Annotated in this window: 13 protein-coding genes and 1 riboswitch; of the genes, 9 read left to right on the top strand and 4 right to left on the bottom strand. The window is 54.2% G+C overall.

What is annotated here, in order from left to right; genetic code table 11:
* Positions 1–2: 2 nt before the first annotated feature.
* Positions 3–1,304, bottom strand: coding sequence for an MFS transporter (locus AC27IT_RS11425; protein WP_221842927.1), 1,302 nt, complete (start codon positions 1,302–1,304; stop codon positions 3–5).
* Between the two features lie 320 nt (positions 1,305–1,624).
* Between AC27IT_RS11425 and AC27IT_RS11420 the strand changes: the two genes are divergently transcribed.
* The 4 genes from AC27IT_RS11420 to ald all read left to right on the top strand — a co-directional run bounded on the left by AC27IT_RS11420 (position 1,625) and on the right by ald (position 6,267).
* Positions 1,625–2,179 carry a helix-turn-helix domain-containing protein gene (locus AC27IT_RS11420; protein WP_025845871.1) on the top strand — a complete coding sequence of 185 codons (555 nt, stop codon included), beginning with the start codon at positions 1,625–1,627 and terminating at the stop codon, positions 2,177–2,179.
* 242 nt (positions 2,180–2,421) lie between these two features.
* Positions 2,422–3,561, top strand: a complete 1,140-nt coding sequence (locus AC27IT_RS11415; RefSeq protein ID WP_283858247.1) for a WD40/YVTN/BNR-like repeat-containing protein — start codon at positions 2,422–2,424, stop codon at positions 3,559–3,561.
* 210 nt (positions 3,562–3,771) lie between these two features.
* Complete coding sequence (locus AC27IT_RS11410; RefSeq protein WP_005835864.1) at positions 3,772–5,013, top strand: PucR family transcriptional regulator; 1,242 nt, start codon at positions 3,772–3,774, stop codon at positions 5,011–5,013.
* A 129-nt stretch (positions 5,014–5,142) separates the two neighbouring features.
* Complete coding sequence (gene ald / locus AC27IT_RS11405) at positions 5,143–6,267, top strand: alanine dehydrogenase (protein WP_025845875.1); 1,125 nt, start codon at positions 5,143–5,145, stop codon at positions 6,265–6,267.
* Between the two features lie 67 nt (positions 6,268–6,334).
* On the opposite strand, the gene AC27IT_RS11400 is transcribed toward ald, so the two are convergent.
* Genes AC27IT_RS11400 through AC27IT_RS11390 form a run of 3 tightly spaced genes read right to left on the bottom strand, consistent with a single transcriptional unit; the run spans position 6,335 to position 9,982 of the window.
* Positions 6,335–7,513: a Ger(x)C family spore germination protein gene (locus AC27IT_RS11400; protein WP_007785761.1), complete on the bottom strand. Its 1,179-nt coding sequence runs from the start codon at positions 7,511–7,513 to the stop codon at positions 6,335–6,337.
* The gene (locus tag AC27IT_RS11395) at positions 7,510–8,892 is read right to left on the bottom strand and encodes a spore germination protein (RefSeq protein ID WP_283858245.1); all 1,383 of its coding nucleotides are present in this window, start codon (positions 8,890–8,892) and stop codon (positions 7,510–7,512) included. Before AC27IT_RS11395 ends, AC27IT_RS11400 begins: the two co-directional genes overlap by 4 nt.
* Positions 8,882–9,982 (bottom strand): GerAB/ArcD/ProY family transporter, encoded by a 1,101-nt coding sequence (locus AC27IT_RS11390; RefSeq protein ID WP_005835871.1) that lies wholly within the window; start codon positions 9,980–9,982, stop codon positions 8,882–8,884. Before AC27IT_RS11390 ends, AC27IT_RS11395 begins: the two co-directional genes overlap by 11 nt.
* Before the next feature lie 144 nt (positions 9,983–10,126).
* On the opposite strand from AC27IT_RS11390, the gene AC27IT_RS11385 reads away from it, so the two are divergent.
* The 5 genes from AC27IT_RS11385 to AC27IT_RS11365 all read left to right on the top strand — a co-directional run bounded on the left by AC27IT_RS11385 (position 10,127) and on the right by AC27IT_RS11365 (position 14,405).
* Positions 10,127–11,218, top strand: coding sequence for a quinone-dependent dihydroorotate dehydrogenase (locus AC27IT_RS11385; protein WP_007785759.1), 1,092 nt, complete (start codon positions 10,127–10,129; stop codon positions 11,216–11,218).
* A gap of 154 nt (positions 11,219–11,372) precedes the next feature.
* Positions 11,373–11,569, top strand: a riboswitch (cobalamin riboswitch).
* Positions 11,570–11,715: 146 nt separating this feature from the next.
* Positions 11,716–12,480, top strand: a complete 765-nt coding sequence (locus tag AC27IT_RS11380; protein ID WP_283858244.1) for an energy-coupling factor ABC transporter permease — start codon at positions 11,716–11,718, stop codon at positions 12,478–12,480.
* Positions 12,477–12,761 (top strand): energy-coupling factor ABC transporter substrate-binding protein, encoded by a 285-nt coding sequence (locus AC27IT_RS11375; protein ID WP_005835876.1) that lies wholly within the window; start codon positions 12,477–12,479, stop codon positions 12,759–12,761. The genes AC27IT_RS11380 and AC27IT_RS11375 overlap by 4 nt, the downstream gene beginning before the upstream one ends.
* The gene (cbiQ, locus tag AC27IT_RS11370) at positions 12,758–13,549 is read left to right on the top strand and encodes a cobalt ECF transporter T component CbiQ (RefSeq protein WP_487091801.1); all 792 of its coding nucleotides are present in this window, start codon (positions 12,758–12,760) and stop codon (positions 13,547–13,549) included. Before AC27IT_RS11375 ends, cbiQ begins: the two co-directional genes overlap by 4 nt.
* Positions 13,550–13,553: 4 nt before the next feature.
* Positions 13,554–14,405: an energy-coupling factor ABC transporter ATP-binding protein gene (locus tag AC27IT_RS11365; protein ID WP_007785755.1), complete on the top strand. Its 852-nt coding sequence runs from the start codon at positions 13,554–13,556 to the stop codon at positions 14,403–14,405.
* Positions 14,406–14,479: the final 74 nt, after the last annotated feature.

Below are 14,479 nucleotides of genomic sequence, written 5' to 3'. Positions count from 1 at the left end.
CATCAGGATTTGTCAAAATCGAAATCCTTCGTTTCCTTCGTTGCGAAGATGGCAACGAGTGAGATCATTCCGCAAAGCACAATGTACAGGGCGACAGGAACCCACGAGTTAAAAGAGCTGAGCAGCGCAGTCGCGATCAGCGGCGCAGTGCCGCCAGCCAGGGCTGCACCGAGCTGATACCCCACAGTTACCCCAGTATAGCGCACATTCGTGCTGAAAATCTCGGAGAAAAGCGTACCGAGCACGGCCGTCACCGGAGCCCAGAGAATGCCCAGACCGATGACCGTGGCGACTGTCAGCCACAGCGCAGACTTCGTGGACAGCATGTAAAAGTAAGGGAAGGCAAAGAGCATCATCGCAATCGTACCGCCGATGTACAGCGGCTTCCGGCCGATTTTGTCCGAGAGCTTGCCCATGAACGGAATCGCAATCGTCGTGACCAGCGTGGCGATAGTGACGGCATTGAGCGCGGTAATCCGGTCGTACTCCAAGTAATTCGTCGCGTAGGCGATGACAAACGTGGAGAAAATGTAGAACGGCCCCGTCTCCACGACTTTTGCCCCGACCGCAATCAGCACGGACTTCCAATGGTAGCGGAACGTATCGACAATCGGCACCTTGGCGATGTTGCCACTGGCTTTCGCCGTCTGGAACGCCGGCGTTTCGTCAATGCCATTGCGAATCCACAATCCCACGAAAACGAGCGCAGCACTCAAAATGAACGGGACACGCCAGCCCCAGGACAAAAACTGTTCCTCGGGAAGCGCACTCATCAAGGAAATCGCCAAAGTGCCGAGCAGCATGCCAATCGTTACGCCCATTTGCGGGATGCTGCCGAAAAAGCCGCGACGGCCTTTGCCGGAATACTCAACCGCGAGCAAGAGCGCGCCGCCCCACTCCCCGCCGATCCCCAAGCCCTGGACCAGACGCATGAGCACGAGCAAGATCGGAGCCCAGACGCCGATGGAGTCGTAATCAGGCAGCAAGCCGATCAGCACGGTCGCGCTGCCCATGAGCGAGAGCGTCAGCACCAGCGTCTTCTTGCGGCCGATCTTGTCACCGATGTGGCTGAAAATGACCCCGCCAAGCGGACGGATGAAAAAAGGAAGACCAAACGACAAATAAGAGAGCAGTAAGCCTACAGTTGGATCGGTAGAAGGGAAAAACAGCTTGTTGAAGACGAGAGACGCCATCGTGCCATAAAGAAAAAAGTCGAACCATTCAATCGAGCTGCCAATCAGACTGGCGAACAGCGCCTTGTTTTGAACTTGCCTGGAAACTCCCGCTTGTGGTTGAAGTGCCATCAGTTTTCAGATCCTCCCTTGGTGTGTAGGATGATGTTAGTTGTAAAGTGGGTGCGTGGCGCAGCAGACCACCTGCCTTTCCGGATTTTTGCACAAGTAAGGAAAAGGGAAGCTGGCGACACCGAATTGAAGTGATACTTCAATTTATAGTTGAAGTGACACTTCAATTTTCGGGCGTAAAAAAAAGCGAAAGCGCTTTTTGTCTGATAATAGTAAAGATTATAAAAGATAATAATATTTGCCGCAAGAGCGTTTTGCACCTTTTCTGCACACACGGTATGATAAACCTATCCTGCAAAATTCAATTCGAGGTAGAGCGGATGAAACCTACTATTGGCGTCTTGATTAAGTCGTTGCGGCTTGGCAAGAAAAAGACCCTGAAGCAAATATCGGAAAAAACCGAACTGTCGATAAGCTTTTTGTCCCAGGTGGAACGGGGGAAGTCCTCGATTACGCTGGAGTCGCTGAAAAAAATTTCGGAGGCGCTGGAGGTCAGCCCGAGCTATTTCTTTTCGGAGAAGCCCGCGAACAGGACTGACCGTGTGCGCCGGGGCGGCAACAAGCCGGCTGCGCCAAGCGACTTCCCGTTTGTGTACGAGGACTTGTCCGGCGATCTGGCGACTCGTCTGCTGGAGCCGATCCTCGTCACCTTACAGCCGCATGAGGACAACGGAACGCCTTTTGTGCACAAAGGACAGGAGTTCATCTACGTGCTGGAGGGCGTGCTGACGCTGCTTTTGGGCGAGGAGGAGCACGACTTGTACCCGGGAGACAGCATCCACATGGAGTCCTCCACGCCGCACAACTGGCTGAACCGCACCGGAGAGGTCGTCCGTTTTTTGTGCGTCAATTCGGTTGCGGAAAAAGAGCAGTAGAAAAATGGTCAACCTATGCGGCGATCGCTTCCCGGTATTGTGCAGGGGAGCGGTCGCCGAGTTTTTTGCGGGGACGTTCGTTGGGGGAGTCGATGTATTCGCCAATGGGTTTGCGTGCCGTGCGTGCCGCAGTTTTGCTGTCAGGTTTCTCAAGATAAAGCTGAACAGGGGAGTTCCTGGTCTGAATGGAGAATAGCGTCTGCGGACTTCAGGTGTTTTATACATGACAGGAGGTCGTACATTTGGCGAGCAAACTAAACAAGCTGATTTATATAGGAATCCTTTTATGCCTTTCCACATTAATCGCCTGCTCGGTTACTCCCCCAACAGAAAATGTCACGGAAGCAATTAGCCTTCCTAAAATCATAATGAACACGGAAAACATTGGGTGGTCGGTTGTTCAGGAGTCACTCTTACGGACAACGGACGGAGGCGTCCATTGGAAAGTAGCAAGTCCAACGGATGTAAAAGTTTCAGAAGGGCAGTATTTTATCTTGGACGATAAGCAAGCGTGGATTGCATCAGATCATGAATCAACGGTAACGATCCATCATACTAGGGATGGAGGAAAAACGTGGGAAACGATGGGGGAGATAAAAACCAAAGGAATTTTTCCGCGGATTTTCTTCACAGACGAGAAAAGCGGTTGGATGATGGTATCGATTAAAAGAGCCATGAATGCGGATTCTGTCCAAATTCTGCAAACGACAGATGGTGGTGGAAAATGGAGAACGGTTGCAGAATCGGAATCAACCGAAACAGGAAATGTCCCCGTAGAGGGAAATAAGACGGGCATTTCCTTCCGCGATAGGTCTACTGGCTGGATTCGTTCTGTCCAATTGGTGCAGGAATTACCCTGGCTTTCTCATACGAAAGACGGGGGACTTTCGTGGAAGAAGCAGTACCTAACTGTTCCCAAACTAGAGGAACCTGCCCCCTTTACTTTTGATTCGCCAAAGTTTTTCTCCGAGAAAGAAGGAATCCTCGTATTCCACAGTGAATGTGAGCGCCAACAGTGTACCTATTTCTTCCAAACAACAAATGACGGAGATAGTTGGGTCCATCATACAGTATTAAAATACAACAACCCGAATTTTTACATGAATTACGATTTTGTATCCATCCATACTGGTTGGACTACGGACGGGGAAAACTTGTATCACACGAATGATTCTGCAATGAGTTGGAAAATGCTGGTCAAGAACAGAGAAGTCGACAAAACCGTTGCGGATAGCGACCGGATTGTCTCGATTGATTTTGTTACGGATCAAGTAGGATGGATCGTCATTTCCAGTCAAGTGGCGCCAAATCAATTATTCAAGACAACAGACGGCGGCCATACTTGGCGGATCGTCCACCCACGTCTCGTCGATCGTCATTAGATTGTTTTATGCGCAGTATCCGCATGGCTCATTGTTATGCGGCCCCCTCCAGTTGCTCCAAAACAAGGAAAAGGCATGCCTGAGTCTTGCCATGAGGGGAGATTACCAAGAGAGCAGCCATGCGCTGCTGCGCCGGAAAAAGTGCGTCCCTCTCCTGCTTTCTTGTATAATAAAAGCACACGTATGAAAGCGCGGTAAAGAGGTGGAAATGTGTCCGTAGAGCCTAACTATTTTCAACAGTATCAGCATGCCGATATAGACGAACTTGCCGATGTGATTGGCGAGCTTTTGCAAAACCCGATTACGGTTGAAGATGCGGATCACAAGCTGATTGCCTACAGCTCTCACGGGGACAGCACGGATCAGGCGCGCTGGTCGACGATCATGGGGCGGAGGGTGCCGGAAAAGGTGCTGACCCGGCTGTGGAAGGACGGCGTGTTTCAGGAGCTGTTGACGCAGGATGATCCGGTGCACATCCCGGCCAAGGATGAAGTCGGCCTGGGCAAACGGGTGGCGATCGCCATTCGCCGGGGCAGCGATGTGCTCGGGTATATTTGGGCGCAGGAAGTGAATCGGCCGATTACGCCCGAAGACGATGAGATTTTGCGCCAGGCGGCACGGGTAGCGGTTTCGCGGCTCATGCAGCGGCAAGGCAAGCGCAAGGCCGAGGAGCAGCGGCGCAAGGAGTTTTTATGGGAGCTTTTGCTCGGCAACCACAAGAGCGAGAGCGCCATCCGGCAAAAAGCGGACAGCCTGCAAATGCAGCTTCCGACCTCTTATTTGATATGCATTATCGAAGCGGCCGGAGCGCGGCTCGACCAGTATTTGTACCCGCTCCTCATGCGCGACAAGCTTTTGTGGGTCGTGGACGGCTCGCAAATCATCCTGCTGATCGGGCTTAGCGAGGACGGCAAAAAAGATGTGCGCGAAGTCCTGATTCGCAAGGTCGAGCAGTTTTTAGCCGATTCCTTGGGCAAGCTGGAAGCCCACGTCACAGAAGGGCGCCAGGTAGTTGCCGGATACGGGCTTGGCTACCGGACGTACTCGGAGATTGTGAAAAGCTACAGGGAGGCGCTGCACGCGCTCAAGATCAAAAAGCTGTTCCCAAAGGAAAACGAAGGCGTTTACGGCTACCACGAGCTGGGCATTTACCGCTACCTTTTGCAGTTGAAGCAGTGGGAAGCGGAGCAAGGCTACGAAAATGAACGGCTGGAGAAGCTGCGGCAGTACGACCGCGACAACCAGACGGCGATGCTGGAGACGCTGGAGACGTTTCTCGATGCCGCAGGCAAGGTAAACGTAACGGCCCAGCGGCTGCACATCCACATCAACACGCTGAGCTACCGGCTGCGGCGGATCGAGGAAATCATGCGGGTCGATCTGGAAAATATGAACCAGCGGGCGGCGCTCTACCTGGAGCTGAAAATGGCGAAGCTCGATCAGGAACAATAGTTCGTTTGTGAATTTTCACAAAAAGAAGGACGGCAAAATTAAAGGAATCCCCAAGGAAACGCTACCAACTGTCGCTGTACAATGATAGTAATCTTATTAAATCGGCGTTTCCAAGGAGGACTACCTATCATGATCGTTGGCATTCCAAAAGAAATAAAAAATAACGAAAACCGCGTAGCCATCACGCCTGCAGGCGTAGCCGCTCTGGTGCAAAACGGACACTCTGTCCGCGTAGAAACCGGCGCAGGCCAAGGCAGCGGTTTCACCAATGAAGACTACACTGCAGTAGGCGCTGAGATTGTCGCGACCGCAGCAGATGCGTGGGCCGCTGACATGGTCATGAAAGTAAAAGAACCGCTTCCAGCCGAGTACGGCTACTTCCGTGAAGGTCTGATCCTGTTCACGTACTTGCACCTCGCTCCAGAGCCTGAACTGACTCGTGAACTGATTGATAAAAAAGTAATCGCAATCGCGTACGAAACCATCCAGCTCGACAACGGCGCTCTGCCGCTCTTGATGCCGATGTCCGAAGTTGCGGGCCGCATGTCCGTGCAAATCGGGGCGCAGTTCCTGGAAAAACAATACGGCGGAAAAGGCGTGCTGCTCGGCGGCGTACCTGGCGTGCCAAAAGGCGAGGTCGTCGTCATCGGCGGCGGGATCGTAGGGACAAACGCTGCGAAAATGGCGCTCGGTCTCGGTGCAAACGTAACGATCATCGACGTGAACGCAGACCGTCTGCGCCAGTTGGATGACCTGTTCCAAGGTCGCGTGCAAACGCTGATCTCCAACTCCTTCAACATCGCAAACGCGGTGAAAAAAGCAGACCTGCTCGTAGGCGCTGTCCTGATCCCTGGCGCACGCGCACCTCGTCTCGTAACGGAAGACATGGTCAAAGCGATGACACCTGGTTCCGTGATCGTAGACGTGGCGATCGACCAAGGCGGTTCTATCGAAACTATCGACCGCATTACGACGCACGACAACCCAACTTATGAAAAATACGGCGTGATCCACTACGCAGTAGCGAACATGCCTGGTGCGGTAGCTCGCACTTCCACGCTGGCGCTGACCAACGTAACCGTTCCTTACGCTGTGCAACTGGCGAACAAAGGCTACGCTCAAGCGATCCGCGACAACCGCGCGCTGGCTAAAGGCGTAAACGTCATCGACGGAAAAGTAACCTACAAAGCGGTAGCCGATGCGCACAACCTGCCATACGCTTCCGTGGAAGAAGTTCTGCTGGTGAAAAACTAATCCGGTTTTCTGAAAACAAAACTGCTTGCCGCAGATGTCGGCAAGCAGTTTTTTGCTGTCTGGGCTGTTACTCGCGTCCGAGCGGGGACGGGTATTTGGTGGATTCCATTTTCATCTTGCCCGAGTCGCTCAAATGGACGTGGATTTGGATGCTGGCAATCGAGTCGCGCGTAGGCGCGGTGCGCTGCGCTTTTTCATACATTCGCCACGCCCGGTAGTCTTTTTTGAACAGCTCCCTTTCCAGTCCGTACAGATCGGTGCCTTTTTGCACCCCCTTCAAAAACGTTCCGCGGATTTGCTCACGCACTTGTTCCTCCGAGTTTTTTTGGATCTGCTCTGGACTGATCTCGGGGCTTATCAGCTCGCGAATGAAGCCGAGCAAATGGACGTGCAAATGGTAGCGCGGCATAGGCCCGGTCGTAACCGGGACGATTTTCAGCCCGACGTGCTTGATGCGGATCGTGGCTTTCGGGGTGTTGCCATCGCGGATGATGAGTCCGGCAAAGTCGGTATCCTCGTCCATCCAGCGCAGTCCCATCAGGTCCCGGCTCGGAAAATACCCTTTCCATGTGCCGCGGTGGAGCGCGTGTACCCCGTCTATGGTCAGCCGCGAAACATAGTGGTTGTTTTCTTTCCAGGAACGCTCGTAGATCGTGATGTTGGGCAGCAGCACCGTGTTCGATGGTTCCCAGAAATTGGAGATGAATCGGTAAAACTGCATCGGCTCGATAAAGGAGCGCTGCTCGTAGACGTCCTTTGGCTGATGCAAGAGGGACGTAAGCGGGGAGAAGCCGGAAAGGGAATGGTTGCCAAGCACCTTGTCGATCGGCTCCCGCGTCCCGAACACCCATTTTGTATAGCGAATCAAGCCGTAGCGGTTCAAAATGTCATGCGTCGAAATAATGCCTTTTTGCAAGATGCGCTCGTGAACAACGAGGGACGACACAAACCCGAGAAACAGCGGAATCTGCGAGTTTTTTTGCAGATTGTCAAACGCGGTCATCAGCGTCTTGCCTCTTCCGATGGAAATCGTGGCGGGAGGCGATTTCGGGGTGGCGCTCGTCTCCTGTTTGGCTACGCTTGCGAGGTCGACCGACTGGGCGTAAAGGACGTATTCGTTGTTGATAAAGTCAACGCCGAACGCGGACAAATAGCTCAAATCCTGAATCGATTTCTGGTCCCAGCAGCCGCTGAGGAGCGTGGTGGCCAAGAGCAGCAGCGCACAGGCGATTCGGGCGGCCTTCATTTGGCACCTCCGTTCCGCATCGGTTTTTTTCGGAAAAAGTAGATCAGCGGCCGGAACAAGACAAGGTGCAGATCAGAGAGCACGTTCGACGAGCCCATCAACAAGTATGGTCTGCCGAACGAGGTCAAGGTGGACAAGTAATAAATAATCGCGATCATGCCAATGACGAACCCGTACATGCCGATCGTGGAGGACAGGATGAACACAATGAAGCGGGCGACCGTAACCGCGCCGCTGAGCGCCTGGTTGACCAGCGTGAAGGATGCGACGACAGTCAAGGAGCCTACGAACAGCATCGAGGGCGAAGTCAGTCCCGCGCGAATGGAAGCGTCCCCGATAATCAGCGCGCCGACAAGCGCCAGCGTCTGACCGACGTTTTTCGGCAGACGGGCTCCGGCCTCGCGCAGAAATTCAAAGATGAACAAAATCATGAACAGCTCCATGGGCGCGGAAAAAGGCAAGCCTTTTCGCCCTTGGGTGACAGTGGCGAGCAGTTGAAACGGGAACTGCTCCACGTTGTAGGCGGACAGGGCAATCCAAAACCCCGGGAGAAACGCTGCGATCCAAAACCCGCCGAGGCGCAGCAAGCGCTCCAGCCAGACGTAAACGATCGGATACTGGTCGTCCTCGGGAGATTTAATCAGCTCCAGCAGCGAGACGGGAGCAATCAGCGCCAGAGGCGAGCCGTCGACCATCACGATTACTTTTCCTTGCAGCAGCATGTAAATGGCGAAGTCGGGCCGCCCTGTGTAATCTACCAGAGGAAACAAGGAATTGCGGTTGTCGCTCAGCATTTTTTCCAAAAGAGCGCTGTTCAATATTTTTTTGTTGTCGCAGAAGAGCAGCCGGTCGCGCATCATCTCCACCAGGTCAGGCGGTGCGCTGTCGGTCATGTACATCAGCGCAATTCGGCTGCGAGAGCGTGTGCCGAGAATGAACGGCTCATAGGCGAGCGTGATCGTGCGCAGCCGCTTGCGGATGAGTGCCACATTGGTAGACAAGTCTTCCACGAAGCCGTCCCGCGGCCCTTTGATCGAAATCTCCGTGTTGGCTTCTTCCGTGCCCCGCTGCGGACGGTTGGAAATGTCCCAGGCAAAAGGCGGCGACCCGTTCAAAAAGATGAGCAAATCTCCCGAGAAGAGCCGCTCCGTCCACAGCTCAGGATTGGTGTAGAGCGGAATCAGCGGGAGCGAACGCAAGTCTCCGGCGGTCAGGCAGCGTTCCAATTGCGGCAAAGCCGTCTCTTGCAAATGCCGTACGTCGGCCAGACCTTCGCAGTACAGCATGAGAACCGACTGATCGTTGGGGGTGACTGTCCGCAAAAAGATGACATCCGCGCAATGCGTGAATTTTTCTCGCAGCTCTTCTTCAAGGGTCATGGCTCACATCCTCCAATCCGGTTGGTTTGCGCAGCGACAGCAGGAACAAGACGAGCGTGACAGCTACCATAACCAGCAAATAAAGCGGATAGTAAATCTTCGACAGAAACGTGACGAACTGCATGTCGTTGTAGGGGAGGCTGGTGAGAACGATCATGCTGGCGCCGAGGGCGAGCATGACGTACTTGCGCTGCTTTTTCGTTTTCAGGACCAGCAGCTCCCCGAGCAGCAGCAGGCAAAGCGTAATGCGGATAAACGAGCCGGACAGCCATTGAAAGATGGAAAAAAACTCCATGTTTTCGATGTCTTTTCCGATCGTCAAAAGCCGCCATTGTTCAAAGGCAGGAAAGCGCTGGCGCATCGACTCCACAGGCCCGAACTCGGCGATGGCTCCCGTCAGCGGGCTGAGCGTCAGGACCAAGGTAATGGCAATCATGACGATGTAGTGGATGAGCCGCAGCGGTTTGCGCACGTGATGCTGCAGCAACAGCAGCAGGAACAGCTCGGTAAAGCCACCCCCGACAAAAACCATGGCGTGCACGGTAGGGGCAATTCCGTTCTGGAACAGCGGCAAGAGCTGAGAGTAGTCTTTTTTCGGTACGTTGCCGAATGCGACGAACATGCCAAGCAAGGAGACAATGGGCAGCAATATGCCCGAAGTAATGCCGACTGAGGCAATGCCGCCGTAGGATGCGAGAACGCACAAGATCATCAGGGCAAGCGCAGTCACCCACTCGGGCGTCTGCGGCAAATAGTTGACGGTTGTCCACGTTTGGGTATCAACCAGATTGACGAGTGCCATCATGTACAGGCAGAGCATGATGGGGATGAGCAGCAGGAAGCGGACGGCTTTTCCGGACCGGAGCAAGAGCCAGTGGGACAACGACTGCTGTCCGATGCGGCTGTTGATGAAATAGAGCGCGTACGCCCAAACACAAAAGGGGATCATGCCAAAGATGACACTCAGCCAGGCATCGCGCCCGGCTTTGCTGAGCAGCAGGGGGATAAGGGTGACATGATTGGTGATTCCGATCGACAGCATCATCACCATGATCGCTTGGCCAATCCCGATTTTTCCGTCTGCTTTCATGAACCAACGTCCCCCCGACTTGGTGGTTTTGTTATGGTTTGTTTGCCCGGCTGGAAATATGTATCGCGTATAAAGGTTAGCCCACGATAAATAAAGTGTGGTATTCTACAATGAGGTAAAAATGGAGTAAGGAGTGCAGCCGGGATGTATAAGCTCATTAGAAAATATCTGTTCCAGATGGATACGGAAGAGATTCATGAAAGAACGGTTGGTGCCCTGAAGCTGGTGGAAGATTCTGCTCCGGGAAAAAGCTTGCTGCGAATGATGTTTCAGGTGAAGGACGAGCGTCTTGCCACAAAGCTGTGGGGAATGACGTTTCCCAATCCGGTAGGGCTCGCCGCCGGTTTTGACAAAAATGCCGAAGTGTATCATGCACTGGGTGCGCTCGGGTTCGGGTTCGTGGAAGTCGGGACATTGACCCCGCAAGGACAGCCGGGCAATCCGCGGCCGCGCCTGTTTCGCCTGCCTGAGCACGAGGCGATCATCAACCGGATGGGCTTCAACAACCACGGTGCTTATTTGGCTTCGCAGCATCTGGTTGATTACGCGTATTCCGATGTTCCGATCGGGATCAACATTGGCAAAAACAAAGTCACTCCCAATGAGGAAGCGGCTTCTGACTATATCAAATGCCTGGACATGCTCTATTCGTACGGCCATTATTTCGTCATTAATATCAGCTCTCCGAATACGCCCAATCTTCGCGATTTGCAGGAAACCGAGAGCATGCGGCTGCTGGTGCGGGCGGTGCGCGAAAAAGCGGCGGAAATGGAAGTGCGCGGCATTCAGAAAAAGCCGATTCTGCTCAAAGTAGCCCCCGACATGTCCGACGAGCACATGCGCGATGTCGTGCAAGGAGCGGTGGAAGAGGGCATTTCCGGCATTATTGCCACCAATACGACCTTGTCGCGTGAAGCCGTTCAAGGGCATCACTATGCCGAGGAAGCGGGAGGACTGAGCGGAAAACCGCTGACAGAGCGTTCGACTGCCTGGGTAAAAGAAATTTACCAGGAAGTGGGCGACAAGGTGCCGATCATTGGCGTAGGGGGCATTTTCACGGGGGAAGATGCGTACGCGAAAATCCGGGCGGGCGCAAGTCTCGTGCAAGTGTACACCGGAATGATTTATCAAGGCCCGGGCATCTCCAAGCAAATCAACAAAAAGCTTTTGCAACTGTTGAAGCGCGACGGCTTTTCCCACATCAGCGAAGCGGTCGGCGTGGACGCCAGGTCGTAAGCATAAAAAAGAAGCGGATGCAACAAAGACCGATGACTCCCGGAATGGCGGGGCATCGGTTTTTTTACGCAGTTATACTCCGCTGATTATATTCTTCCGCTTTTTCCCTTGATTCTGTATAATAATGTGGGACAAGCAAGAACTATCTAACAATTGCATATCGTCGGCGATAGGTGCCTTTATGTGCAAGCCGCATAAAGGGTAACAGGGAATCGGGTGAAAGTCCCGAGCGGTCCCGCCACTGTAATCAGGGAGTTCTCTTTGAGATAGAGCCACTCATATTCATATGGGGAAGGACAAAGAGCGCGATGAGCTGAAAGCCAGGAGACCTACCTACTTGCCACACCCAGGAATACCTTCGCGGAAAGGAGCGGTGAATACGAAGCAATAGGACTGTGCCAACGGTCTGTTGTTTTTGTGCGCATACCTCGTCTGCTAGCGGATGAGGTTTTTTTGTTGGTGAAAAAAGAAAGAACAGCAAAGGAGGAGGAAATGTCTTGAATCGATCCCGTTTCGTTTCGACCTGTCTGTTGATTGCAGGCTTTGTCCTTTATTTTCTCGTAAATGAACCGCAGACGTCCCACGCGATGCACATCATGGAAGGGTATTTGCCGCTGGGCTGGGCGCTGTTTTGGTGGGTAGTATTTATTCCATTTTTTATTCTCGGCATTCGTTCCTTGAACAAAATCGTCAAGGAGCATCCGCAAATGAAGCTGCTGATCGGCGTATCCGGCGCGTTTGCCTTTGTGTTGTCCGCGCTGAAAATTCCTTCGGTGACGGGCAGCAGCTCGCACCCGACGGGAACCGGGCTTGGCGCGATCATGTTTGGCCCGTGGGTCATGTCCGTGCTCGGCAGCCTGGTGCTGCTGTTCCAGGCGCTGCTTTTGGCGCATGGAGGGCTGACGACGCTTGGAGCCAATGCGGTGTCCATGGCAGTAGTAGGGCCGATGGTAGCTTACGGCGTCTATCGCCTGATCGTGCGCGGAAACGGCGGACAGCGTTTGGCCGTATTCGCTGCTGCTGCGCTCGCAGACTTGGCTACTTATGTCGTGACCTCCGTGCAGTTGGCTTTGGCTTTCCCGGCTGAATCCGGCGGCGTTATGGCATCGTTCGCGAAATTCGCAGGAATTTTTGCCATCACCCAAGTTCCGTTGGCGATCAGCGAAGGGCTTTTGACCGTGCTCGTCTGGAACTGGCTGCAGTCTTACAATGCAAAAGAGCTGGCGCAACTTCGCCTGCTGAAACGGGAGGAATCGCTGTGAAAAAAGGGATGAACTGGCTGCTGCTCCTGGGCGTAGTCTTGCTGGCGGTTGTGCCGTTGCTGTTGGTGCAGGATTCGGAGTTTGGGGGAGCAGATGGAGCGGCTGAGGAAGCGATCAAGGAAATCGCCCCTGCTTACGAGCCGTGGTTCGAGCCGCTGCTTGAACCGCCAGGCGGCGAGACAGAGAGCTTGCTGTTCGCGGTGCAAGCGGCGCTCGGGGCGGGCGTTGTCGGCTATGCCGTGGGATTGTACAAGGGCCGGCTGGATAAGCATAAAAAATGAATTGGCAGCAGCTTGATTCGCTTTCCTATCAAAACCGGCTGCGATTTTTGCCGCCTGAGCACAAGCTCCTGTTTGCGGGCGTGCTGATTTTGCTCGTTTTGACGGGACATGAATGGTTGCAGATGGCGATTTGTCTATGGATGGGAGTATGGGTAATGGTGTATGCCCGTATTCCCGTCCGTTTCTATTTCGGATTTTTCATCTTGTCCCTGTCGTTTTTTGTCCTGGGGCTTCCGGCGCTGTTGCTGGAAGCAGTAAGAGCGGATGCAGGGGCGGTCGTCCAGGCAGTTGCGGCGTGGAAGATCGGGCCGTATCTGGTCTACGTTCCGGCAAGCGCGCTCGACAAGGTGTGGCTGCTTTTTTGGCGGACGATGGCCAGCCTCGCCTGCTTTGCTTTTGTCTTGTTTACCGTGCCGTTTGCCGAGATTTTGCAAGTGCTGCGCAAGCTGAAACTTCCGGTCATCGTGACGGATTTGCTCATGATTATGTACAGTTTTATTTTCGTGCTGCTCGGCGTCTCTCATCAACTGTGGATTGCCCAGCGCGCGCGCGGAGGCCATCGCGGGTTCCGGGCGATGCTGCGGGATGCGAGCGGACTGGCCGCGCAGTTGTTCGTCAGGTCCATGCGCAAGTACGATGCGCTGTACAAAGGGATGGCAGCGAGAGGCTTCGGGGAAAGCCTGCAGGTGCTTTCCTTGCACACTCATTCTCGCTCCGGCCGATATGAAGCAGAGTCAATCGCAGGCTGTATTTTGCTGATTTTGCTGGAGTGGTGGACAGGAGGGTAATGCTTTGACATCATGGCTGTTGGAATTTGTTGATTTGCACTACGCCTATCCAGGCGGCCGTGGCCCTGTCCTGAAAGGGTTGTCCCTGGGCATTCCGGAGGGGAAAAAATGCGCCTTGCTCGGGCGAAACGGCTGCGGCAAGTCCACCTTGTTTTTGCACGGGAACGGCATCATCCAGCCGCAGCAAGGGCAAGTGCTGTGGCGAGGAACGCCCCTCAGCTACAAACGCGCTGCCTTGCAAGAGATGACGCAAAAAGTCGGGCTGGTCTTCCAGGACCCGGAGCATCAGTTGATCGCCAGCACGGTCGCCGAGGATATTTCCTACGGGCTGTGCAACCGGAACTTGCCCGCCGACGTAATCCGCGAGAAAGTGCGGGCTGTCCTGGACGCGTTTGGCATGACAGAGCTGGCGGACGTTCCGATTCACCACCTCAGCCTGGGACAAAAGCGGCGTCTCGCCCTTGCCGGGGTCATGGTGCTTGCGCCGGAGCTGCTGCTGTTGGATGAGCCTACGGCCTACCTCGACCGTTACCAGACCAAAAATTTGCTGCGCGAGCTGGATGCCATTCACCAAAACGGCACGACCGTGCTGATGGCGACCCACGATATGGACATCGCTTTCGAATGGGCGGAGTGGATTTGCGTCATGGATGAAGGCCGGCTGATTTTTGCCGGAGAGCCCCAGGAGGCGCTGGCGCGAAGAGAAATGCTGGAAAGCCTGCATTTGGGCATGCCGCTGATCGCCGAGCTGTGGGAAGCGTTGCCGCCTGAATGGAGGCGGGAGGCGGGCGAACGGATTCCGTGTTCGCTGGAGGAATTAAAAACACGGCTGGCCGGACAGGTGATGGTCCGGTAGATAAGGTACAGGCAAGCGGTCGTCTCGGCGGCCGCTTTTTTGCGTGCCAAACGTCGCGCGGTTTTGGGCATAAG

The sequence above is a fragment of the Brevibacillus sp. YAE8 genome, assembly GCF_057543335.1.
The sequence above is the reverse complement of the archived record's forward strand: the minus strand, read 5'-3'. Positions and strand labels throughout refer to the sequence as shown.

Bases quoted from the DNA above. Each gene is read 5' to 3' on its own strand.
- AC27IT_RS11390 (WP_005835871.1), bottom strand. From the start codon at position 9,982: ATGAAAGCAGACGGAAAAATCGGGATTGGCCAAGCGATCATGGTGATG.
- AC27IT_RS11400 (WP_007785761.1), bottom strand. From the start codon at position 7,513: ATGAAGGCCGCCCGAATCGCCTGTGCGCTGCTGCTCTTGGCCACCACG.
- AC27IT_RS11385 (WP_007785759.1), top strand. From the start codon at position 10,127: ATGTATAAGCTCATTAGAAAATATCTGTTCCAGATGGATACGGAAGAG.
- AC27IT_RS11425 (WP_221842927.1), bottom strand. From the start codon at position 1,304: ATGGCACTTCAACCACAAGCGGGAGTTTCCAGGCAAGTTCAAAACAAG.
- cbiQ (WP_487091801.1), top strand. From the start codon at position 12,758: ATGAATTGGCAGCAGCTTGATTCGCTTTCCTATCAAAACCGGCTGCGA.
- AC27IT_RS11395 (WP_283858245.1), bottom strand. From the start codon at position 8,892: ATGACCCTTGAAGAAGAGCTGCGAGAAAAATTCACGCATTGCGCGGAT.
- ald (WP_025845875.1), top strand. From the start codon at position 5,143: ATGATCGTTGGCATTCCAAAAGAAATAAAAAATAACGAAAACCGCGTA.
- AC27IT_RS11420 (WP_025845871.1), top strand. From the start codon at position 1,625: ATGAAACCTACTATTGGCGTCTTGATTAAGTCGTTGCGGCTTGGCAAG.